Genomic DNA, 23,621 nt, shown 5'->3' on the forward strand with positions numbered 1-23,621 from the left:
TCAGTAGAAATTTAGTGGGCTCAGTTGCAATTGCGTAGGTTTCGCGATGCTCCCAGAGTCTTGAATTGGCATTTCCAGAGTCTGGAGAGGGTCGTTTTAAAGTCTAAAAGCACGTATTCTTAAGTCTAGAAGAGGCATTTCTGAAGTCTAAAACCGAAGCTATCATTTCTGGTCTAGCCCCTGGATGCTCTACATCCAGCCCTTAGAACAACCGCATCCAGGGGCTAAAACGACTCGTTTCAGGGGCTGAATGCGCCACATCTAGGGGCTAGACGGACATCAAAAGTAAAGCTATTACAACGCAAAAGCGAAACTATAACAAGACGAAAGCAGCACTATGACAGTGCGAAACCGTTCCTATTCCGACCAAGAACAACCCCACCACGACTCTCCCTCTGGAGGGCTGGGCTGTTTTTTTAACCAAAACCGTGAAAACCCGCTTCTGTTGTTGATGGTCCTTCGGCCCATCGGTTTGTTGCCAATGCTTCATCGAAGTCAAGCAAGCTTGCCTTCGCCGCCGCATTACCCCCAAACCGCCTGTCGGCTGCAACAACAGAAGCGAAAAACCAAGAAAACCGCCTACGGCTTGGTAAATATTAACTGTGAGTAAGGCTTTAGGAGTCAGATTGGAAAGGACAGAATTACTCCCTCCCTTGGGAGGGCCGGGGTGGGGTTCCCCCATTGGTTTTCAGGACCGAAGGTCCGTGGTTTTTCCTTTGTGAGACAGAAAGCCCCAAAGGGGGCATGGTGTCAGTGGGAAGCTTGATGTGAACCTGTTCACAAGAAGGATTACCACTGACACCATGAAAGGCTCGACAGAGACTTCTGCCTCACAAAGGGGTATTCTCGGTTTTTGTTCAATAAACACAAACTGAAAACACGAAAGGTCTCAGAAAACTGCGTTTCTCGGTTTTGTTCAATAAACACAGACTGAAGTCGGGGCAAGCGAAAAATAAAGGATTACCCCTATGAATTTTCGCTTGAGCCTAACCAAAGTCAACGAAAGGCAGACCCAACGATTAATGTTCCTTGATATAATCCGTAGGACTCTTTCCTGTAAACTTCTTAAACTTCTTTGAGAAATAGTTGGGGTCGGAGAATCCGCTGCGATAAGCCGTCTCCGACACTTTATAGCCTTCGTCCATCAATCGGCAGGCATACTGTATGCGCTTGTGGTTGATATACTCACTGATAGACATATTGAAAAGACTCTTCATCTTAACATGAAGCAGCGTACGACTGACGTTCATCTCGGAGGTGATATCTGCCACACAAAGGTCACCGTTGCAGATATTCTGATCTATATAGGCATTGATGCGCACAATAAACTCCTGGTCCAGCTTGTTCAGATGCGGCACTTCCTTCTCCTCTTCAACGGGCGTCTTGAGCAAAGCATCCTGACGAGCCTTTAACAGCTGAATCATATTGTTCACCTGAAGGTCGAGTGCCTGCGGATCGAAAGGCTTTGGAATATAAGCCTCAGCACCACTCTGATAGCCCTCAATAAAGTCCTGCTGCTGATTCTTAGCCGTCAGCAGGATGACGGGAATGTGCGAGGTGGCCACATCGCTCTTCAACCGATGGCACATCTCTATGCCATCCATGCGTGGCATCATCACATCGCTGATAATCAGCATCACGTCGTTCGACTGTGCCATCTTCAAGCCCTCATCGCCATCACGCGCTGTGAAAACGCGGAAATGAGGCGAGAGATAGTCGGCCAAGAACAGCCGCAACTCATCGTTGTCCTCCACAATGAGGATGGCATTCTTCTTTTCCTCACCATCTTCGGTCTGTTCTGTGGTAGGAAAGAACGACGTGGTAACCTTAGCAATATGATAGTCGTCGATAGATGCGAGCGTCTTAGCATCGCCAACCAGACTCTTCTCGTCGAAAGCACGTCTGTCCACATTCACCCATACCTGGAAGTCAGAGCCCCTGTTTACCTCGCTTTCCAAACCGATGAAACCCTTGTGAATCTCCACCAGGCGCTTCACCAGCGAGAGTCCGATACCCCATCCCGTTGTACCAACAGAGACACCGCGAGGCGTCTGATAGAAGCGATTGAAGATGTTCTGCTGCTCTTCCTTCACAATGCCTATACCATTGTCTATCACCTCAAAGAACAGGTAGTTAAAGATATCGCCCTCGCGATTCTTTATCGCAGCATTAACGATCACCTCACCACCGTTCTTCGTATATTTAAAGGCATTGGTCAAGAGGTTGTTTAAGATACGCTCTACATAGAACGGCGAGAACCACACCTCCTCGCCATTATCCTCACAGCGCACATAGAAGGCGATACTCTTCTCGCGTGCCACATCCTGGAAGGCAGCTGTCACACGGTGGATGAACGCCAGCGGGTCGCCTTTCTGCAAATAAAAGGGGAAGTTGTCGCTTTCCACCTTGTTGAAGGTCACCAGCTCGTTGATAAGTTCCTCCATTTTCCCCGTGTTATGAATGGCCATATCCAGATGCTTGCGTTCATCCTCTGGAATGTTTTCACGGTGAATGCTTTTCAAGGGGGCGACAATCAGCGAAAGCGGGGTCTTCAGTTCGTGAGACACCGTCGTAAAGAAGCTCGACTTTGCCTTGTCCAATTCCTCTATCTTCTCCTTCTCCATCAGCGCCATCCTTGTCTGGTTGCGCGCCTCCATACGGTGTGTGTACTGCCGTTGTATGTAGCCCACGATGAGTACCAGTATGATGAGATAAAAGACGTAAGCCCACGTAGAGCGATAGAACGGTGGTTTTACTACTATCTTGAGCACCGTCTCCGGACACTGATCCCAGTTCTCGCTGCTGTTATTAGCCCTGAGATGCAGCACATAAGTGCCAGGTGCCAGGTTGTAGGCCATAAAGCGATGGTCGTTTCCTGCATCCTGCCACGTCTTGTGAATACCCTCCACCCATATCTGGTAATTGATGCTACTATTGTTAGCAGGGATTATCACACCATAATCGATGGCAAAAGAACGACTTTGCTCATAGGAAAGCGTTACCTCTCGAGTCGAATTCAGCTCCTTTTCGAGTGGAGAATCAACTGTTCCCGCATCGATTAGCTTACCATTGATGGTCAGTTGCTTGAGGAACACCTTATAATCCACCTTTCCGCCCTCCAAGTTTCCGGGGTTAAAATAAACCAATCCATCGACCGTTCCGAAGTAGAGATTACCATCAGAACAGCGAAGGGAGGAAGAGAAGTTGAACTGATTGGTAGGTAGTCCGTTCTCTGTGGTGAAGCGTGTCAGCGCACGTGTCTTTGAAGAATAGCGGAAAAGACCGCGGCTGGTACTTATCCATATATGTCCGAAGCTGTCGCCAATGATACTGCAAACGGTGCATTGCTGCAGCGTGGACTCGCCCTCTATCTGGCTGAACTTGCCCGTTTGCGGATGGAACGTCTGCAAGCCATTATTGTTTGTACCCAACCACACGAGGCCGTCGTCAGCCACATAGATACTTGTCACATAATTGTCCTTCAGTCCATTCCTTGTATTAGTGACATTCCATTCCGTCACCTGACCCGTTTTTCCCTCTATACGGAAGAAGCCATTAGTAGTGGTTCCTGCCCATATATTATTAGCAGCATCAGCTGTCAGCGTATAGACAAAGTGGTTATCCAGGAAATCATGTCCCATCTTCTGGAACGAATCCGTCTTGTCATCATACCAACGCAGTCCCTGCGTGGTAGCCACCCATAGCTTTCCATCGCGCTGCTTGGCAAAGCTAAAGACACTGTTGGATGTAAAACCAGGAATTATCTCATAGCGTTTCTTAGCCTTTGTCTTCAGATTATACCTGAAAAGACTATTGCGGAAAGTACCTATCCACATGTCACACGTCTGCTCATCGTAATAAAGACTATGGATATTAGTGCCTATATCAGGAATCGCCGTGAAAGGCTGTATCTCCCTCTTCTGCATGTCGCAGATATTCAATCCTCCGTCTTCCGTAGCTATCCAGATAATACCCTGTCCCACTTCAGCCATCATACGTGCCACCTTACCGGACAGGTTGAACTGTTCCTTGCCAGGTACAATCCATTGGAAGGTGTGATTATTCTGCAACAACAGGTCTACACCACCAAAGTAAGTGCCTATCCATGCATTGTTATCAAAGTCAAATAGGATATCATAGATGGCATTGTCAGAAAGCAAGTCCTTGTTCACCAAGTCCTGACGAATGATGTCTATCTGTCCGTTCTGCCGGATAATCGTCACTCCCTGCTCAGTACCCAACCAGATGTTGTGCAAAGCATCTTCGCGAATTACACGCACCGTACCATCGGAAAGCATCTGTGGCTCATAGACCCTCAACTGTTTAGTCTTCAAATCGATGACTTCTACGCCCTTTCCATTACGACCTACCCATAAACGATCATAAGCATCAAAGAGCATAGGACATATACCATCAGCTCCCGTCAGAAAGTCGTAGTATTCCGATGGCAGATGCTCTATGCGCTTCATGTCTTTGTCGTAGTAGTAAATGGAATTGTTGGTAGCCACAAAGACCCGTCCTTTCTTATCGGATGCCACAGCAAGGTTAAAGCCCTCGCCAATAGAAGGTATCGCATTGAAACGGTCGTTCTCCTCATCATAGACATAGACATCGGCTCCGGCTGCAATGATACGCCCAGAGGTTGTCTCTGTGATACAAGGTATTTGACGGTCGGGGTAGTCGTAGTTCACGAAGTCGTTCGTCGTATTGCGATATCGACTGATACCCTCTTCCGTACCTATCCACAGACGGTGCTTTCTGTCAATAAAAAGATCCTTGATGAAATTATGACGCAGAGAATGAGGGTTGCCATCATCGTGGAAATAGGTTCGCATGCCGTAGCCGTCGTAACGCGCCAAACCATTACGCGTGCCAAACCAAATATAGCCATTGCCATCCTGGGCAATGGCCTCGACCTGCTGGTGCGGCAGGCCTTTCTGACTGGAGATGTGCTGGAAACGAATACCGTCAGCCCGTATGACCATTGCCAGAAGGAGCAATGGGCATAACAGGAGTAACCGGAGTTCGTTTCTTCTCGTCATCATTTCATCATCACCTTATGTATGCTCGTAGAACCATCAGCATGCTGCTGACGCACAATGACAGGTGCTCCCCTCTTACGAAGAAGAGGGAAGCTATTGCCATTCGTTTGTTCTATTAATCGTCCTTGAAGGTCGTAGATACCGACCTTGTTTGTCTTGTTGCTTACCTTCGTATCTTGAACGGCTGATACGTCATGAGGTTGCAGATAGAAGTCCATCCACGACCACGACTCGTCGCGCTTGGCATCAGGCAGCATCTCATAGTTCAATGTTGCATCACTGGTACTGCGGTTCTGCAACATTACATTCACACGCATATGTGTGCCATTGGGACGTGTTTCCTTAGAGAATCCTAAACGTTCCCAGGGAATGGCCGCCTCAACAATATAATAACGGTCGGTGCCGCCACGCTTGTAATTCACGCCAAGCGTATCTGCACTCATGGCATTCCATTGCCACGAGCTGGTGCCATTACCTTTAGCCACTCGCATCTTCCCATTGGCCATAAATTGGAAGCGGAATGTTCCTTCTGAAATAATTTGGTCAGAAGAACTATTCTTGGTATCAATGAACAACGTGACACCATCGCCATTAGAGCCACTTGAAACCTGATCGGTGTCTGACACGCGCGAAGTGAAATAGAGCGAATCCTCATCATAGGCAAAGTCGCCTGTGAAACGCATGCCGTTCTGCAGACCCAGTATCATTTGCGTAGCCATAGCGCCATAATAGCCCTCGTTGCGCGTTTGCACACCATCAATCATCGTTTTGGCAAACGGGGCCTGCAACATTCTTACGGCATAGCCTTTCTCCATATAGACACCGCCACCCACCAGGTTTCCTACGGCCACGACGACACCCGTATCAATCACGCTGACGGAGTTCCACATATAGTCCTCGTTGGCACTGGTCTTAAACGGATTGCTCATCGCCTTGAAGCTCTGCGCCTTTTCATCACCCACATAGACCATCATCTCGTATTTCCCGTTGTAATGAGTCTGGTGCGACAAGACCGTCTCACCCCATGGCAACTTACGGATATAGGGAGCACCACCCTTGACCTGCGGATTCACATAATCGCGATCGATGGCCTGCCAACGATTTGTCGAAGGATAAGGCACAAAGCGCTTCCAGTTGTCCTTGACAGCACAGACAGCTATTGTTGGAATGAAGTCGCCAACGCCCGGCCATCCAGGATTCTCAAAACAGAGCGCAATACTGTCGTTGTCCAGAATCACAGCCGACGGCATTCCGTCGCGACTTCCAGAATGGTAGGCAACGATCTTCGGAGTCGTCCACGTAACACCTTTATCAGAAGAACGACAGATGGCTATGCGCTGGTCATCATTACTGGTAAAGGGAGTCTCGTCTGCAAAGTAAAGATGCACCTCTCCACCGGGCATTTCCAGGAAAGCCGGCTCCCAACAACCGTCCCTGAAGTCATAGTTTCCGTCAAACACCGCGATATCGTCGCTCCAAGTCTTTCCGTTGTCGGTGCTTCGCTTCAAGTGAATACCAAACAGACGATCGGCAGAATAAGGTGCCGAAGGTCGAGGGTTGTAGGCCACAAGGATGGTGCCGTCGCTCAACTGAATCAGATCGGGCGCACACTCAGGGATGTTCCCGTTCGTCACTATCTTTGTAGGAGCGGTCCACGTATTGCCCTTGTTGCTACTAAAGGCAATGTCGATACCGTGATTTTCACAAACAGCCATCAGCCTACCGTCCTGCAGCTCTATCATTCGCGGATAGCCGCCACTGGAAAAAATCTGTTTCTTGGTAGCCGTATCCCAGAAGATACGAGAACCTGTATAGGGAGCCTTACTACCTGCATACACACCTTGCAGACAGAAAAGTATCACGAGAAAAAATGAGAATATCTGTTTCATTGTTCAAAGGATTTCAAAAGTAATAATAGATGTTGCTTTCACACGACTGTTCTCTGGCGCTGTTGTTACAAGGGTATAGGTAGCCCCCTGTGTTAAGTCAATTGCGGCGCCCGATTGCATCTCGCTTCCATTAATATAAAACTTCACATTTGCATTTATATTGTATAAAAGAGTGAGATTTCTCTTATCGGTACCCTCGGGAAGCGTAAACTGATAAGTCAGCGCATCCTGATTGAAAGCATTACGAACCAACACGCCGTCAACACCATTCAGTGAGACAGAAGTAAACTCCGGATAGATAAGTGTATAGAGTTTATAATCGCGCACAGAGCCAAAGTCTGATTCCACCTTGATGCTATGCGTCTTGGTCAAGTCATAATAGGTCTTGGCTGTCCAAAGCACATCGTCAACATAGATTTTCGATGAGTCTGACTCTATGTCGAAACTCAAGCGCTGCTTTTCGGCTTTCAATGTCACCTCACGATTGTTATACACCTGCTTGGAAGGAAGGCGAAGCACCCAGTCACTACTCTCTTCCAGCAACTCTGCATAATAGACATTGGGGGTGATGCTGGAGTAAACCCTGTCGATGGTTGTCACATCATCCTTCACCACGACATCGAAAGCTATTGTGTCACTGCTCAGACTGCCACCCATATAGGTATCGTAAGTGGAAGCTACCACCACCACATGAAACTCTCCAGGCACACTATACGAATAGGAGAAATGTCCTTTGTTCATTGCAAAACCGGTATCTCCTGCCTTACGATTGGCATAGCTGTGTCCCTCATCACCAGGCCACACCACAACTTGGTCGGCTACGCCCGTAAAGGAAATCTGTGCACTTTGATTGATTTCCAGTTCCGTCTCACTGATTGTGGCACTGGCAACGGGTGTGCGAGCACTCTCGTTTTCGTCAGAGCATGCCACCAAAAGGAGACCCATCATTATAATAGCAAATATTTTCTTCATGTTCGCTTATGTTTCTATTTATTAATAGCCATGATTCTGTTTCACCACACCATTCGACACATCGACCTCCGTCTGAGGGATAGGCATCAGCTCATGCACACCTTCACGGAAGTAAGCACCACGACGAGTAGCACGATACTGAGCAAAGTTGTGAAGCGTCTTGGCAGCGATACCCTGACGAACCAGGTCGAAATAACGGTCCCACTCAAAGGCAAACTCCATGCGGCGCTCACTCCATATCTGGTCGCGTATATAGCCATAGCCACCTGCCACATAGAGTTTCGTGGAATTATTAAGCGTGTTGACCTGTGCCTTACACTTATTCAGATTGGCAAGCGCCTGCTCACGCTGTCCGCACTCGTTCAGCGCCTCAGCATACATCAGCACCACATCGGCATAGCGCAAGACGCGACGGTTTCTGCCGTTATCGCCGGCATACTTTGGTTTATCCTTCTTTGGCGTGTACCATTTCAACGACACATAGTTGCCTTCGCCACCTTGCCATATCTCTCCATCGAAGGTCTGGCCCTGGTGATGAATCGTAAAGTCCTTTCTCACGTCGGTATCAAAGATATTAGTCAACAACTGATCGGTGGCGTACATCTTCACCTGACCAACATTGAAGAATTCCAGCCCCTGTCCTTCGTTGGTATCACCACTGGTGCCATCGGCACTCTCCTTGAAGTTGATCTCCCAAATAGACCCTTTGCTGAACTCACCATCGTTGTAGAACTGATACAGATACGACAGCTTATCACCATTATGCAGAGCATTGCCATAATAGTCCTTATACTCCAACGAATATACATTGTTCATGGTTGGCAGATTCGCTGTAGGACTCTCATATTCGCTGGTGTTCTCTGTGCCGTTCTGTATCAGCGACACAGGCTTGAACCACAGACGCTCTCGCAATGTTTCCCAGTCTTCCTTTCCGTCGTATTTCAACATCTGAGCATAGGTCATTGTAGTATTGTCAACCATATACTGTCCCAGCTCCACCATCTCGTTCCATTTGTCAGAAGCCACGCCTGGCTTCGCCTCATACATCAGCACTTTCATCAGCAGGGCGATGGCAGCACCACGAGTCACTTTACCCAGATCAGAAGAACTGGTATAGACATTCGGTAACATGATAGCAGCTTCACGCAAGTCTTTCTCTACATAAGCATAGCACTCCTCCAAGGTAGAGCGAGGCACAACCAGGGAGTCCACACTTTCCTGTTCCGGTCTGATGGGCACGCCACCAAAAGTCTTTATCAGGTTGAAGTAATAATACGCACGCAGGAACTTTGCCTGTCCATAAATCCAGCGCACCTGATTATAGGTAGCCAACTGATCATTGGTGATGCGCACCCGGTGGATGTTATAAATCACCTGATTGGCGCGGTGAATACCCTTATAGTTCACGCGCCACCGCTGCAGAATCCATGTGTTCGACGTGTTGAAACGAAAGTTCACCAGCTGTCCCATCTGCGACGAGAGTCCTTCGTCTGTGCCAAACACATTGTCGCCCATAGCTTCGCCGAAGCGCCACTCCTGGTCGTTATATTCATCAGACTGCAACTCATCATAGGCCGCATCAAGTGCGCTCTGCATCTTATACCGCGTGTCGTAATAGTTCTCGTCGGTGGCATTGCCCAGCACGTCCTTATCCAGGAAGTCGTCACAGGCCGTCATCGAGAAGGCCATCGCAAGAACGGATATCTTATATAAAAGCTTGTTCATAGTTGTTCTATTCAATAATTATAAACCCAGTTTGACACCAAATGTAAACGAACGAGCCTGGGGATAGTTACCTTGGTCAACGCCCATGCTGAGGTTGTTGGTTTCCGTACCTGATACCTTACCTACTTCAGGGTCGAAGCCGTCATAGCCGGTAATAGTAAACAGGTTGTAGGCTGTCAACGACAAAGACAGAGAGTTGATCTTCAAGCGCGACAGCACACTCTGAGGCAGGTTGTAAGTGAGTTGCACCTGCTTCACGCGTAGGTAGTCGCCGTCCTGAATGAAGAAGTCGCTGGCGCGGAAGTTGCGCGGTGTATCGTTGTTCGCCAAGTCTGGAATGTTGGTATTCGTATTCTTGGGGAAGAATGTGCGTGCCTGACCTTCCAGCTGTCCAGACCAGTGGCGCGAGCGGATGTCGGCATAGACATTGCCCTCGGCGGCATTATAGAGGTAGTAGTCTGTGACGTTGAAAATCTTATTGCCCGTCTGGCCCTGCATGAAGATGCTCAGGTCGAAGTCCTTATAGCCTACCGACACAGGGATGCCGAACACAAAGTCGGGCAACGGTGAGCCCAGGAACGTACGGTCCTCGGCCGTGATACGGTTGTCGCCATTCAGGTCCTTGAAACGGAAGTCGCCGGGCATTGTGGTTTGCTCAAAGTCATTCTTTCCCACCTCATACTGTGCACTCTGCTTCACCTCGTCGAAGGTCTGGAAGATACCATCGGTTACGTAGCCATAGAAGCTACCGATAGGCTGTCCGACTGCTGTCTTTGTAACATAGTCCACAATGCTACCCTCTGAAAGGTAAGACCCCCAAATAGGCTCATTTCCTGTTCCAAGACTCGTCACCTTATTCTTAATCCATGAGAGGTTAAAACCAATCTCATAGCGCCAGTCGCGTGCAATGTGGTCACGCCACTTCACGTCGAACTCCCATCCATAGTTCTTGACTGCACCGGCATTCGTCATAGGACTGCTGTCCAGTCCGGCAGAGCTGACCGTAGGCACACGCAAAAGCATGTCGGAGGTCTTTCGGTTAAAGTATTCGGCAGTCAGCATCAGTCGGTTATTCCACAGCGAGATGTCAAGACCCACGTTCCAGCTCTCGTTCTTCTCCCACTTGATATCATCATTGCCAAGCACAGTGGCCGTGGCACCTTCGAATACGGTGGAGTTGCCAAGACCGAAGGGGTAGTTGAAGCCCGAGGTCAGATAGGTATAGCGAGAGAGTTCATCAATACGGTTATTACCCAACAGGCCCCAGCCCACGCGCAACTTGGCGTTAGACAGCCAGCCCTTGAACGACTGCATGAAAGCCTCGTTAGAGAATTTCCAACCCAAAGAGACCGAGGGGAACACACCCCATCGGTTGCGTTTCGAGAACATAGAAGAGCCGTCAGCACGCACATTGGCCTGCAGAAGATAGGTGTCGTTCAGACTATAGTTGACACGACCTATATAACCTATTGACGTCCATTCACGATCCAGGCCGTAGGCCTTATCACCAGTATAGGCACCCGACAGATAACGGAACGCCTCTTCGTTACTGGGAGTGCCAGAACGATAGCCTTCCTGCCAACTGTACTTATAGCCTTCAGCTGTCTGACCTGCCAGAACTGTGATACTATGGTGCTTATCCTGCCACATGAAAGTAAGCAGGTTATTGATTTCCCATTTATTGGTATTGCCTTGTTTCTTGTAAACAGTTGACAGAGAAGTAGGCATTACAAAATCCTCATCAAGTCCGAAGACCTCTGAATAATCATCATCAACGCGACGTATGGTATAGTATGACGCCTTGAACTGATAATCGAAATACTTCAGGAACTTAGCATCCAATGAAAGATTCAAGTCCAGACGGTCATTACGCATCTGGTTGTTATATTGATCCAGCTTAGCAATAGGGTTTGCACTATACCAGTAGCCCACATTATTATAAAGATATTCCATTGGCGACTCGTAAAGCGCTTGCTTCAAAATACCAGAAGAGCCCTCGGGCACACCGTTGCGCCGCTCATTGGTATAGGCCATATTTCCTTGCATCGTGAGCCATGCAGCCAACTTCGTGCTGATGTTCAGACGACTGTTGAAACGGTTGTAGTCCGATGTCCTCACAATACCATTCTCCTTATAGTAACTGCTGCTGGCCAGAAACTGTGTCTTCTCCGACCCACCGCTCACACTGACGCCATGCTGCATCTTCAGTCCTGTGCGCGTCACAGCATCCCACCAGTTGCCTGCCGAGTTATGGTGCAACGTGTCGAGGATGGCATATTTTGCCGGGTCGTAACTATAAGAGCCATCACCGTTCTTGCTCATGAACAGCCGTCCGTCGGCAGAATAGGTCGAAGAGCCATTGACATAGTCCATCATCAGGGCATAGTTGTCGGCATCCATCACGTCAATCTTCTTCCAAGGGTTCGACACGCCCATATATCCATCATAGACAATAGCCACCTTACCCTCCTTACCGCGTTTCGTGGTAATGGCCACAACGCCGTTAGCGGCACGCGAGCCGTAAACGGCACTTGAGGCAGCATCCTTGAACACTTCCACGTTTTCGATATCATTAGGGTTCAGATAATCGATATTGTCCACGATGAAACCATCTACCACATAGAGCGGGTCGGCATCGTTGATGGTTCCCGTACCACGGATTTTGATTGTGGTTCCGCCACCAGGCGCACCAGAGTTCTGGACGATGTTCACACCGGCGGCGCGGCCTTGCAGCGCCTGCAGTGCAGACGACACGGGGGTATTGTTGATGTCCTTACCAGCAATAGAACTGATAGAACCAGTAATATCACTCTTTTTCTGCACGCCATAGCCAATGACCACCAGTTCGTCGAGTGTGTTGGTGTCGGAATGCAGGATGACGTTCACCTTTCGTTGTCCGTTAACCGCCAGCGACTGTGTCTGATAGCCCACATAAGAGAATACCAGCGTACTACCGGCAGAAACCGTAATAGAGTAATTACCGTCAAAGTCTGTGACGGTACCGTTCGTCGTGCCCTTCTCTTTGACGGTGACGCCAATCAGGGGCTCACGAGTGTCGTCAATCACTTGACCCGTGATGTTCATTTTCTGTGCAAAGCCGAAGCTCGCACAGAAAACGAACAGGGAAACAAGTAAGCAACGAGTGAATGCTTGTTTCAACATACTAACCTAAACAATAATTATTTATAAAACGATATGTTTCTTGTTACCAATGATGTAGATGCCTTTCTTCAGGCCCTTGGCGGCCTCGTTGGCATCGATGCTGCGGTGCAGCTGTGTACCATTGATAGTATAGACATTGACGGTTTTCTCCTGAACCTTGTCGCCAGCCATGTTCTTTATGGCATCGGGCATGCTGCCAAAGTCAGGCTCCATATAGCCCTTGTCGCTTTGACCGTCCCAGTTCACCTTAGTATATTCATCAGCATAAAGGCGGTTGTTCGCACCACATACATAGAGGATTGTGCCGTTCAGGTTACGCAGCGTGTTCACATTGTCACCAGTCGTTGTGATAGTAGGAACAACAACAGGCTCGTCAGCAAGGTCATCCAGACGATAGAGTCCGCTACCCAAGCCCTGATCCACATTGTTTGCTTCGTTCATCCAGTAGAGAGAACCACCTGCTACGATAGGCTCTTTCACCCAGTTGCAGAGAGTACCAGGGAACTTTGTCTCAGTCTGGCGAGTAATGGTCTCACCATCGAATATCAGCATCTCACCACCATGCTGCACCGGATCGGCATTGGCATCAAAGCCGTCTGCACCGCAGAACACATACTTATCCTGGAAGACACAACCTGGATCGGGAAAAGAGTTGTGGTCCTGCGAGGGATTCAGCGTGAAGTAGTCGAACACCTGGTAGTCGCCCTCCTCCAGGTTCGAGCCCACAAGCTCGTAACCTGTTGACGAGCTCCATCCGCGGAACCAGATGCGGTCTTTGTAAACCTCCCAGCCTTCGCCAAAGACGCCAGGACCAACGCCCAGACCATTGTTGGGATTAATGGCAGGATTGGCATCATAAACCTGATAGGTGCCAGCCTCTGTACCATCAGAAGCCCACAACTCGTTTCCGCTCTCCATGGTCCATGCCTTGAAGAAGAGTTTACCATTCTTATAGTTCTCCATACAGTCAATGGCAGAGTCGCGCGTATAGCCATCGCCCTTGTCGGTATTGGGCTCTTTGTTGATATCCTTCACCAGATAGGTACCAGCCTCCGTACCGTCGGTCACCCACAGCTCCGTGCCATAGTGACCGTCAATGTCGTCGGCTTTGAAGAACAGACGGCGACCCACACGCACAAAGGCAGAGTGCTGGTTGGTGTTCTCCTTACCTGGGTTGTCCACCTTCACCTGCTTCACAAACTTCGTTCCCTCTTTTGTTCCGTCGGTGATCCACAACCAATACTGTGCACCATTATCGGGATCATATTCCGCACTCTCGTCACTAATGGCAGCAAAGACAGCCTGTGTCTCGTTGATCTGATAGATAGCCTGAGGATTGCCGTCGCCCATCTCGTAGGTCTGTGCAATCAGTTGTGTGCCGGCCTCGGTGCCGTCGGTCACCCACAACTGTCGTCCCTCATTATCTGTATAGGCAGAAAACAGCACCTTCTCGCCCAGACGACAGAGCCATGCCGGCGAAGAAGAACCACTACCAGGCAGAATGTCTAACACCATCTTCGTGCCATCCTTCGTACCGTCGGTCACCCACAGCTCCGTGCCATGTTCATCGTCGGTAGCGGCAAAATAGGCCTTGTAGCCTTTAGCTTCGCTACCAGCCACCACCAGATTCTTCTCCTTCACGGTTCTGCGTTCAGGGTTAATGTCGGTCGTCACTCCATTAGGAAGCAGGTCAATCACATGGTCCGACTGAGCAATTGCACTACCCATGGTCAGTGCCAAGACTGTTGAGAGTAAAACTTTCTTTTTCATAAAAGTAATAAATTGTTTAAAAGTAAGTAAAGTATAACTGATTGGTAAAATTTCCGTTGGCAAAGGTCACCAAAAATGCAGATAAAGAAGGGTAAGAATGTGCTTTTTACCCGGTACAGATGTTCAGAAGTGCCGCTTTTAAACAAAAATACCTGTTCCCAGCACAAGAACAGGTATTTTTTTTATATGATTTATGTAGAAGGATTATCGCATAATCTTTCTTACTGCTCCATTGGCATAGCGCACAATGGCGATATTGCCAAGGGTGTAGAGAATGGTGTAGGTGCCTTTTGGCGCAGACGAGGCTGGCGTGGTGATGGCGCTGGGCGCATCACGCTTCATAAAGCTGAAGCTGGCCAAGCCATTGGTCACCGCCATGTTGTAGATAGGCTTCGACATCAGCTTACGGTCGTCGGTATTAGCATTGATCAGCACCGAGGCAGGCTCACTGTTGTTGGTCAGCGAGTCGTTGTCCTCATAGGGGTAGGCCCACCCGTCAAGTTCCCTGAGCTTTTGATAAGAAGGAGGCGCCAGGACCGTATTGTTGGCGGCTATAATATAAAGGTTTTTACTGCGATTAGGCACGTTAGGCATCTCGTAGCGTTTCCATTCAGGATTGTAGTTCACGTGGAAGATGATGATGCCACTGCCCGGCAACGGCTCGTCCCACGACACCTGCTGGCGGTTCTCCACCACGTAGTATTCGTCGCGACAGGAATCGTTGCGAATGATGTAGGCCTCGGGATGCGTGGCCAGCGCGTTCATGTCCGTGATGCTGACAGGCTCTGTCAGTTCGGTAGGTGTGATCCATCCCATCTCCATACGCTCAAATGCCGAGTAGCCACAAGGACGGAATCCGCCATCGTTATAGTTGCCAGAGTCCATCAGGTCCCAATGGTCCAGAAATGTTGTATTACCATAATATATATCAGGCAATCCAAGACAATGACTGAACTCATGGCAGATGGTGCCAAAGACGCCATACGTTTTAGAGGAAGTCTGTTCCTGCACACAGCAGTAGCTGTCCACCACGCGCTGCGCACCGTCCGTGCCCACCACGATAGACTGACAGTCCTCATGCTCACTGAGCCAGCCCTGGTGGGGCCATATCAAGTTTGGCTCGCGGCTGTCGTTCATGCCCTGACCGGCATAGACCATGAGCAGCTGGTTCACCTCGCCATTGTTGTTCCAGTCGTAGGGTGTCCAGTCTATGTGGCGCTGCTCCAGTACCTCTACCACGTCCTGCACCAGGTATTTAGAGTTCTCGTCATCAAAATCCGTGCTTTTGTATTTGGCGCATGAATCACCGAGCACCACATACTGCAAGTCAAACTGCAGGTTCAGTCGTCCGTAGCTCTGATCATGGAAATAGTCGTGCACCGACCCGAAGAACGGCGCTTCGTTGAAGTGCTCCTCGTTGAAGATGCGGTTCCATATCCTCAGCGTCCTGACTTCCGTGTCCTGAGCGCTCTCCGTGGCGCTCTCCTTACTAAAGCCCTTATCGGAAAAAGCCACCAGCACCACCAGTTGACGGCGATTGCCCAGATACTGCACGGCCGTGGCCGAGTCTGCGGCTGCCGCTGCCCTATGGCGCGCCTCCGTCTGCACCTTGCGGTGGCCCGTGCGGCACATGCGGCGACGCATAGGCTGATAGTCGTCGGCCATCATTGTGACCGACAATAGCGCCAGCAATAAGAGTAAAAGTCCTTTCTGTCGTTTCATTATGAAGTAGTCGTTATGTTATTTTGACGTCAATGCCCGCCTGCTTTGCAGCAGCACGCTGAGCAGTATCAATGCAATGCCGATGTAGAACGAGAAGTTGATCTCGCGGCCCTCGCCAAAGATGAAGAAGGCCAGCACGATGGTGTAACAAGGCTCCAGGTTGTAGGTCAGGTTCACCGTGAAGGCCGACAAGCGCTTCAGGGCCTGGATCTGCAGCAGATACATGCCCACCGTGCAGAACAGCGCATGACAGAGCATGAACCACAGGTTATGACCTTCGGGCAGCACCACCACCGGCTGTTCAGAGGGGAAGAACAGCAGATAGAGCGGGATGATGGCCGACACCAGCACCAGTCCGCCCGACATCTGGTACATCAGCACCGTCCTGCTGCGCACACCCACGCTCACCTTCTTGTTGCAGATGGCATAGAGCGCGCAAACGGCCGACGACACCACGCCGATGCCGATGCCATAGCGATAGCGGGCGTCGAGCGAGAAGATGCACAGCACGCCAGCCACGGTGATGAGCGAGAACAGCAGTTCGGTCCACGACAGTCGGCGGCGATAGATCAGCGGTTCGAAAAGGGCGGTGAAAAAGCCTATCAGCGAGAAGCAGATCACACCGATAGACACGTTAGAGGCCTTGATGCTGCCATAAAACAACATCCAGTGCAGTCCCAGCAGGGCACCGCAACCGCACAGTTGCAGAAACTTGCGCCACCCGACGCGGGGCATACCGGTGAAGACCAGAAGTATCAAACTGGTGAACAGCATGCGATACCAGACGATGTCCACCTCGTTCAGCGTGATCAGTCGCCCAAACAGCCCTGTAAAACCAGCCAGCAGCACGCTCAGGTGCAACTGCACAAAACCTTGTCGCGTCTCATTCATAGTGCAAAGTTACGCTTTTTTTATCAGAAAAAGAATGCTTTGCCTACAAAAAAGCGACACGCTGCGCGACGAACAGCACCTATCATTCTTTCTTAGGAATGCGCTTGGTGAGACCCATGGCGCCCGTAGGACATACCAGTCGGCAGAGGTGACAGCCCACGCACTTCGTGCCTACGATATGCGGCTGACGCGTGGTCGTGTCAAACGTGATGGCCTGATGACCACCATCTGCACACGACAGCTGACAGCGCCCGCAACCGATGCAGCGCTCGCGGTCTATCTTGGGATACACCACCGTGTCGCGGTCCATGTCGGAAGGCTTCACCACGCTGCCCAGCAACTCGCCCACACAGTCGGCCAGTCGTGTCACGCCGCGGCGTGCCATCTCGTGCTGCATGCCCAGCACCAGGTCGTCGATGATGCGGTAGCCATACTCCATCACTGCTGTACATACCTGCACGTTGGTGCACCCCAGCTGTATGTATTCTAGGGCGTCGCGCCACGTCTCGATGCCACCAATGCCACTATACTCCACGCCCTTGATGATGGGGTTCGAAGCCATGTCGGCAATAAATCGCTGGGCAATGGGCTTCACGGCCCGTCCCGAATAGCCCGAGATGGCGTACTTATCACTGACCTTCACCTCTTCGTTCAGCGTGATACTCTTGATGGTGTTGATGGCCGAGATAGCATTAGCCCCGGCAAAGTAGGCGCCCATGGCTGGCTCGTTGATATTGGTGATGTTGGGTGTCATCTTCGGGATGACGGGAATCTTCACCGCCCGCTTCACGTAGGCTGTGTAGAAGGTCACCAGCTCGGCATTCTGCCCCACGTCGCTACCCATGCCCGCCAGTCGCATCTGCGGACACGAGAAGTTCAGTTCCACGGCATCTACGCCAGCCTCCTCGGCCATGTGTGCCAGTTCTATCCACTCCTCTTCGGTCTGTCCCATAATCGAGGCCACAATCATCTTCGTGGGGTATTGCTGCTTCAGGCGGCGCAGAATGTCGAAGTCCATGTCCACGGGGTTCTCGCTGAGCTGCTCCATGTTGCGGAAACCGGAGAATGGTTTTCCTATGGCATCAAAGCGAGGCGACACCTCCTTGATTTCCTGCATACAGATAGTCTTGTAGAACACGCCCGCCCACCCTGCTTCCAGGGCGCGCGCCACCATCTCGTAGTTGGTACACACGGCCGACGAGGCCAGGAAGAAGGGGTTCTCGCAGTGGAAACCGCAGAAGTCTATCTCGAGCGACGGCAGTGCTGCTTTTGCTGGCTGTGGCACGGCAGCCAACAGCTCTCGGATGCGTATCGGACGGTCGTAGTGGATACAGGCCTGTTCGGCACGCTCCAGGTCGGCCTCGCTGCATGCAGCCACCCATTGACCGGCAATATCGGCATTGTCAAATCGTATGGCACGAATGGCCCTGGCGGGGTCGCCCGTACCGCAAGCCTTTGTACACGGTGCGTCCTGACAGAACAGACATCGCGCGGCTTCTTCTCGGATGTTCAATTGTCGTTTCATGACTCACTAGGTTTTTAGTTAACGTTGCAAAGATAATGTTTTTCTCTGTATCGCCAACGTTTTTCGTAAAAAAAAGTTATCTTTGCATCACAATTTACTTAAGGAATGAAGCAACCTGTACTGCACAATTATCATATGGGCGAAGGTGTCACTGCCTTCAGCACCACACGCCAAGGGGGCTATAGCGAGGGGCGCTATGGCGAGTTCAACATCAACCGCTACTGCGGCGACAGCGAGGAGGCCATAGGCCGCAACCGCCAGGCGCTCACCCAACTGCTGGGCATTGACGATGCCCACCTGCTGATGCCTCATCAGGTGCACCTCACGGAGATAGCCGTGGTAGGCAATGATTTAAACATGAATCTGGAGGGCTACGACGCCTTGATGACCGACGTAGCGGGGGTGTGCATCGGTGTGAGCACGGCCGACTGTATTCCCGTGCTGCTCTACGACCGCCGTCAGCGGGCCGTCTGTGCCATTCATGCCGGATGGCGTGGCACCGTGAAGCGAATCACCGAGAAGGCTGTGGCACGTATGACGGCCGTCTATGGCACCCAGCCACAAGACGTCATCGCACAGATAGGTCCCGGCATCCATCTGGACAGCTTCGAGGTGGGCGACGAAGTTTATGATGCCTTTGCTCACGAGGGATTCAACATGCCCGCCATCAGCAGAAAATACCCAGTAAAAGATTCTTCATTTAAAAAAGATTCTTCATTCTTCATTCCTCATTCTTCATTTTACAAGTGGCACATCGACCTGCCCCAGTGCAACCGCCTGCAGCTCATCGAGACGGGCATACCGGCTCAGCAGATCAGCGTCTCTGGGGTGTGCACCTTCGAGCAGAGCGAGCGTTTCTTCTCGGCTCGCCGACTGGGCATCCAGTCGGGCCGCATCTTCACGGCCATCATGCTGTAGCTTAGCCCAGGAAGAACAGGCTGACGCCTACTACCGAAATGAAGGCACCCAGCACGGCACGCCACGTGATACGCTCGTGGAACAACCAGCGCGAGGGCAACAGAATGATGATGGGGGTGGTGGCCATCAGCGTAGAGGCAATGCCGGCAGCGGTGTACTGCACTGCCATCAGTGAGAAGCCTACACCGATGAAGGGACCAAAGAGCGTGGTGGCCATCGCAATGGCAATGCCCTTGCGGTCGCGCACCGACTCACGGAAATGCTTGGTTTCACCGCGCAAGAACAGCAGCACGCTGAAACCTATGATGCCCGCAATGCAACGATAGAAGTTGGCACTGAAGGGCACCAACCACTCGGGCATGCCGGGATCCATCTGATAATGATCCATACCTATTTTGCTCAGCACCAGTCCAATGCCCTGACACATGGCGGCGCCAACGGCAAAGAGCACACCGTTCAGGGGCAACTTCAGCGAAAAGCGGTGATGCTCGCCGCGACCCAGCACCGAGGTGCCTATACCTACCAGCGTGACCAGCATGGCAACGATGCTCATCAGCGTCATCTTCTGACCCAGCGTGACCCACGCCATCAGGGCTGCCGACACCGGCGCCAGCGTCATAAACAGTTGGCCAAAGCGCGAACCGATGATGATGTAGCACTGAAACAGACAGAAGTCGCCTATCACATAGCCCACCAGGCCAGACAACAGCATCCAGCAGGCAGCCTCTTCATCGGCACCCGCAGGCAGCATGGTGCCCGTAGTGACATAGAACAGGACCTGCGAGAACAGCAACGCCAGCGCCATGCGCATCACGTTCAGTGTCAGGTTGCCCAGTCGTTTCGAACCAAACTCACTCAGTAGTGCTGTAGCCGTCCACGAGAATGCTACACCAATAGAAATCAATTCGCCTATATAAGCCATTGTTATCCCTTGATTGTTTTTGTTTATGGGTTACAAAGAAATGCTACACGACCTGTGCCTCACCTCTTTTTCGAGCGCAAAATTACGAATATTTTCTGAATATAAAGTATATATATAGGAAAAAGTTGTATCTTTGCAACCAAACTTAAAACTTCTATCGCCATGGATATCAATGACATGATTAGCAAGGCCAAGGTTTACTTCAACCTGATGCCCGACAAAGACGACGAACAAGGTATCATCGATCAGATCAGCAGCGGCGTGTCGTTTCGCGGCGCCAACCTGTGGGTGCTCATCTTTGCCATCTTCATCGCCTCGCTGGGACTGAACGTCAACTCTACGGCGGTCATTATCGGCGCCATGCTCATATCGCCACTCATGGGACCTATCATCGGCATGGGACTGGCCGTGGGCATCAACGACCTGGAACTGCTCAAGCGGGCTGCCAAGAACTACAGCGTGGCTACGGGCATCAGCGTGCTCACCGCCACCATCTATTTCATCATCACACCGCTGGGCGACGCCCAGTCCGAACTGCTGGCGCGCACCTCGCCTACGCTCTACGATGTGCTCATCGCCTTCTGCGGCGGTGCGGCAGGCATCATCGCGCTCTGCACGCGCGGCAAGGGCAACGTCATCCCGGGCGTGGCCATTGCCACGGCACTGATGCCGCCACTGTGTACGGCGGGCTACGGACTGGCCACGGGCCACATCCTTTACTTCCTGGGAGCCTTCTACCTGTTCTTTATCAACACTGTGTTCATTGCGCTGGCCACCTATTGCGGCGTGCGCCTGATGCATTTCCAGCGCCACGAGTTTGCCTCGGCCGACCTGGCCATCAAGGCGCGGCGCCTCATCATGGGCATCGTCGTGCTGACGATGTTGCCTGCCACGGTGGTCACTGTGTTCATCGTGCGTCGCAGCATCTTCGAGAACAACGTGCGTAAGTTTGTCAAGACCGAGCTGACGCAGCCGGGCACACAGATCATCTCGTCTGATGTTGAGAAAGACAGCATGCAACTGCGCATCGTGGCGGTGGGTCGCGAGATTACCGATGTCATGCAGGCCAGTGCCGAGCGCCACATGGAGCTCTACGGCATGAAGGGCTATCAGCTGCGCATCATTCAGGGCGTACAGACCGACAGTATCCTGACGTTGAACAGTCGTCTGTCGAGCATCAATACCACGCGTGAGGCCGACCGTCAGCAACTGCTGGAGCTATCGGCCAAGAACACCACGCTGACCAACCGGTTAGAGGGTTACACGCGCTATGAGAGCATGTCGGCGGCACTGCGTCCCGAACTGAAAGTGCTGTTTCCGCAGGTGTCCGCCATCGGCTTGGCGCCCATGACCGAGTCGGTAGCCGACAGCACCCGTCAGGCGCACTTCGTCATGGCACTGGTCACCACGCCCGCCAACCATCGTTTGTCTGGCAGCGAGCGCCAGATGCTGCACGACTGGCTGCAAGCCCGCATCATTGCCGACAGCATCCTCGTGGTTGAGAAATAAAGAGATATAGAAGTTCGCACGTTCCTATATAGTTAGTTTCATGCCCCGACACAAAAAAAAGGAGAGTGTGCCCCAAATGTGAAGGCACACTCTCCTTTGATTTAATGTTTTCACCTGTTTACCATTCCAACTGTCGTGAGTCCGCCTCACTCTGCGATTTCTCGCTGTCCTGCAGCTGTAGGGTGCTGCCGGTGACGTGTACGGTGAGCGTGGCTACGGCGTAGTCGTGCTCCAGCCAGCAGTATCTCACTGGCATCTTGGTGCAGTTCACCACGATGGTGGCAGTACCGGTGTCGATACCCTTCACCAAACCGTTCTGATCAACGGTAGCCACGTTTTCGTTGCTACTGCTATACACGATGCCCTCTTTGATGGCATGCTTGGGGAAGTACGACAGTTCTATCTGCACGGTCTCCTGAGCCTTCAGGTTCACCTCGCCATTCTGGATTCCCTCGCCGCTGATGAACAGCTGGGCGGGATAGATATCTTGTTTGTCGCAGCTTGTGGCAACAGCCAGTATCAGCATTGCCATCGCAAATATCGAAAATAATTTCTTCATAATATCTATGTTTTATTGTTTTGTTCCTTATGTTTTTAACAAAAACCTTGAAAACCCCTCTGCTGATGTTTTAGCTCTTCGAGCCCCGTGCTGCTGTCATGGCTTTGTGCCTGTGAGCAAGCTCCCGCACAAGCCCTGACAACATCACTCGTTGCTGCGCAACTAAAAACATCCTCAGAGGAAAAACCGAGAAAACCGGCTGCGCCTACACCACCTATAACAGCTACGTACTGGAAAGAATGGTTTTTTAGCGAAGCGGGGTTTTTCCTTCTGCGGGCTTGAGCCACGTCAGTGGTGTGACAAGAGGCGGGGGTATGGCTGGAAAGCTCGCTTTCATAGCCAGAGACCTGCCGCTTGACACATGAGCTCTTTAAGAGCGTCAAGCACACAGAAGGGGTTTTTCTTGTTTTTGTTTTCATCTTTCTAATTACTCCCCTCCCTCCACAGGGAGGGGTTGGGGGTGGGTCTTTACTTTACCACGACCTTTTTTCCATTGAAGAGGTAAACGCCCTTCTTGGTCGGAACACTCTGCAGCTTGCGTCCGTTCATGTCGTACCAGTTGCCATTCAATTCTTCAATTCTTGAATTCTTCAATTTTTCAACAGCCGTCGTCTCTTCTACGATGCTGATCACGCGGGCGTTGGCACCTGCGATGTGCAGCACGGCCTTGCATGAACCTATCGCAGAGGCATCGTTAGCAATGGCATAGAACTTTCCGTCGTCGAGGATGTAGTAACCCTGGCCGTAGCCATAGTGCTTCTTCTCGACAACTGGCTCCAGGAGGTTGCCGGCATAGTCGTTGCCCACGCTTGAAGCGGGTAAGGCAGTGATCTGATATTCCACACCCTGCTCACCCTCGAGCAGTACGCCGTTGTTAGCCTTCACAGTGTTGCCGCTGATAGGCTCAGAGATGACCTGGTTTTCGGTGTTAGCCTTCACGATGTTGGCGGTCACGCCAGCAGGCAGTTCCACATCCACACCGCAAGAGAAAGTCCAGAAACGCTTAGTCGTCTGC

At 51.2% G+C, this 23,621-nt stretch carries 14 protein-coding genes and 1 pseudogene; 2 read left to right on the plus strand and 13 right to left on the minus strand.

What is annotated here, in order from left to right; translation table 11 throughout:
* Positions 1-1,019: 1,019 nt before the first annotated feature.
* The 9 genes from T433_RS0109275 to preA all read right to left on the minus strand — a co-directional run bounded on the left by T433_RS0109275 (position 1,020) and on the right by preA (position 18,698).
* Positions 1,020-5,045 (minus strand): hybrid sensor histidine kinase/response regulator transcription factor, encoded by a 4,026-nt coding sequence (locus T433_RS0109275; RefSeq protein WP_248616507.1) that lies wholly within the window; start codon positions 5,043-5,045, stop codon positions 1,020-1,022.
* Positions 5,042-6,931, minus strand: coding sequence for an exo-alpha-sialidase (locus T433_RS15075; RefSeq protein WP_052357063.1), 1,890 nt, complete (start codon positions 6,929-6,931; stop codon positions 5,042-5,044). The genes T433_RS0109275 and T433_RS15075 overlap by 4 nt, the downstream gene beginning before the upstream one ends.
* A gap of 3 nt (positions 6,932-6,934) precedes the next feature.
* On the minus strand, positions 6,935-7,903 hold the full coding sequence (locus T433_RS0109285; RefSeq protein WP_027455606.1) for a hypothetical protein: 969 nt from the start codon (positions 7,901-7,903) through the stop codon (positions 6,935-6,937).
* Between the two features lie 21 nt (positions 7,904-7,924).
* Complete coding sequence (locus tag T433_RS0109290; RefSeq protein WP_044109593.1) at positions 7,925-9,628, minus strand: RagB/SusD family nutrient uptake outer membrane protein; 1,704 nt, start codon at positions 9,626-9,628, stop codon at positions 7,925-7,927.
* An 18-nt stretch (positions 9,629-9,646) separates the two neighbouring features.
* Positions 9,647-12,712 (minus strand): SusC/RagA family TonB-linked outer membrane protein, encoded by a 3,066-nt coding sequence (locus T433_RS0109295; protein WP_248616508.1) that lies wholly within the window; start codon positions 12,710-12,712, stop codon positions 9,647-9,649.
* 99 nt (positions 12,713-12,811) lie between these two features.
* Positions 12,812-14,560 (minus strand): ELWxxDGT repeat protein, encoded by a 1,749-nt coding sequence (locus tag T433_RS0109300; RefSeq protein ID WP_027455609.1) that lies wholly within the window; start codon positions 14,558-14,560, stop codon positions 12,812-12,814.
* Between the two features lie 204 nt (positions 14,561-14,764).
* Positions 14,765-16,282: a M6 family metalloprotease domain-containing protein gene (locus T433_RS0109305; protein ID WP_081778436.1), complete on the minus strand. Its 1,518-nt coding sequence runs from the start codon at positions 16,280-16,282 to the stop codon at positions 14,765-14,767.
* A gap of 18 nt (positions 16,283-16,300) precedes the next feature.
* Complete coding sequence (locus T433_RS0109310; RefSeq protein WP_027455611.1) at positions 16,301-17,173, minus strand: DMT family transporter; 873 nt, start codon at positions 17,171-17,173, stop codon at positions 16,301-16,303.
* Positions 17,174-17,255: 82 nt separating this feature from the next.
* On the minus strand, positions 17,256-18,698 hold the full coding sequence (gene preA / locus T433_RS0109315; RefSeq protein ID WP_027455612.1) for an NAD-dependent dihydropyrimidine dehydrogenase subunit PreA: 1,443 nt from the start codon (positions 18,696-18,698) through the stop codon (positions 17,256-17,258).
* Between the two features lie 105 nt (positions 18,699-18,803).
* Here preA and pgeF point away from each other — a divergent pair, with 105 nt between their 5' ends.
* On the plus strand, positions 18,804-19,616 hold the full coding sequence (gene pgeF / locus T433_RS0109320) for a peptidoglycan editing factor PgeF (protein WP_027455613.1): 813 nt from the start codon (positions 18,804-18,806) through the stop codon (positions 19,614-19,616).
* 1 nt (position 19,617) lies between these two features.
* Here pgeF and T433_RS0109325 read toward each other — a convergent pair whose 3' ends face one another.
* Positions 19,618-20,538, minus strand: a complete 921-nt coding sequence (locus T433_RS0109325; RefSeq protein WP_027455614.1) for a DMT family transporter — start codon at positions 20,536-20,538, stop codon at positions 19,618-19,620.
* Positions 20,539-20,700: 162 nt separating this feature from the next.
* Here T433_RS0109325 and T433_RS0109335 point away from each other — a divergent pair, with 162 nt between their 5' ends.
* On the plus strand, positions 20,701-22,047 hold the full coding sequence (locus T433_RS0109335) for a DUF389 domain-containing protein (protein ID WP_027455615.1): 1,347 nt from the start codon (positions 20,701-20,703) through the stop codon (positions 22,045-22,047).
* Between the two features lie 118 nt (positions 22,048-22,165).
* On the opposite strand, the gene T433_RS0109340 is transcribed toward T433_RS0109335, so the two are convergent.
* The 3 genes and pseudogenes from T433_RS0109340 to T433_RS16640 form a co-directional block, all read right to left on the minus strand.
* Positions 22,166-22,606 (minus strand): Ig-like domain-containing protein, encoded by a 441-nt coding sequence (locus T433_RS0109340; RefSeq protein WP_081778437.1) that lies wholly within the window; start codon positions 22,604-22,606, stop codon positions 22,166-22,168.
* Between the two features lie 35 nt (positions 22,607-22,641).
* A complete protein-coding gene (locus T433_RS16510; RefSeq protein ID WP_155808451.1) occupies positions 22,642-23,025 on the minus strand; it encodes a hypothetical protein in 384 nt (127 codons plus the stop codon).
* A 49-nt stretch (positions 23,026-23,074) separates the two neighbouring features.
* Positions 23,075-23,621: pseudogene (locus T433_RS16640) on the minus strand (hypothetical protein); the annotation flags it as partial.

Origin of the sequence: Xylanibacter brevis ATCC 19188, from assembly GCF_000621725.1 — a bacterium.
Classification (GTDB): Bacteria; Bacteroidota; Bacteroidia; order Bacteroidales; family Bacteroidaceae; genus Prevotella; species Prevotella brevis.

Excerpts from the sequence above, each read along its gene's own strand:
- T433_RS0109340 (WP_081778437.1), bottom strand. The coding sequence starts at position 22,606 with ATGAAGAAATTATTTTCGATATTTGCGATGGCAATGCTGATACTGGCT.
- T433_RS0109295 (WP_248616508.1), bottom strand. The coding sequence starts at position 12,712 with ATGAACATCACGGGTCAAGTGATTGACGACACTCGTGAGCCCCTGATT.
- T433_RS0109275 (WP_248616507.1), bottom strand. The coding sequence starts at position 5,045 with ATGATGACGAGAAGAAACGAACTCCGGTTACTCCTGTTATGCCCATTG.
- T433_RS0109325 (WP_027455614.1), bottom strand. The coding sequence starts at position 20,538 with ATGGCTTATATAGGCGAATTGATTTCTATTGGTGTAGCATTCTCGTGG.
- T433_RS0109300 (WP_027455609.1), bottom strand. The coding sequence starts at position 14,560 with ATGAAAAAGAAAGTTTTACTCTCAACAGTCTTGGCACTGACCATGGGT.
- T433_RS0109305 (WP_081778436.1), bottom strand. The coding sequence starts at position 16,282 with ATGAAACGACAGAAAGGACTTTTACTCTTATTGCTGGCGCTATTGTCG.
- T433_RS0109310 (WP_027455611.1), bottom strand. The coding sequence starts at position 17,173 with ATGAATGAGACGCGACAAGGTTTTGTGCAGTTGCACCTGAGCGTGCTG.
- pgeF (WP_027455613.1), top strand. The coding sequence starts at position 18,804 with ATGAAGCAACCTGTACTGCACAATTATCATATGGGCGAAGGTGTCACT.
- T433_RS16510 (WP_155808451.1), bottom strand. The coding sequence starts at position 23,025 with ATGAAAACAAAAACAAGAAAAACCCCTTCTGTGTGCTTGACGCTCTTA.
- T433_RS0109285 (WP_027455606.1), bottom strand. The coding sequence starts at position 7,903 with ATGAAGAAAATATTTGCTATTATAATGATGGGTCTCCTTTTGGTGGCA.
- T433_RS0109290 (WP_044109593.1), bottom strand. The coding sequence starts at position 9,628 with ATGAACAAGCTTTTATATAAGATATCCGTTCTTGCGATGGCCTTCTCG.
- T433_RS15075 (WP_052357063.1), bottom strand. The coding sequence starts at position 6,931 with ATGAAACAGATATTCTCATTTTTTCTCGTGATACTTTTCTGTCTGCAA.
- preA (WP_027455612.1), bottom strand. The coding sequence starts at position 18,698 with ATGAAACGACAATTGAACATCCGAGAAGAAGCCGCGCGATGTCTGTTC.
- T433_RS0109335 (WP_027455615.1), top strand. The coding sequence starts at position 20,701 with ATGGATATCAATGACATGATTAGCAAGGCCAAGGTTTACTTCAACCTG.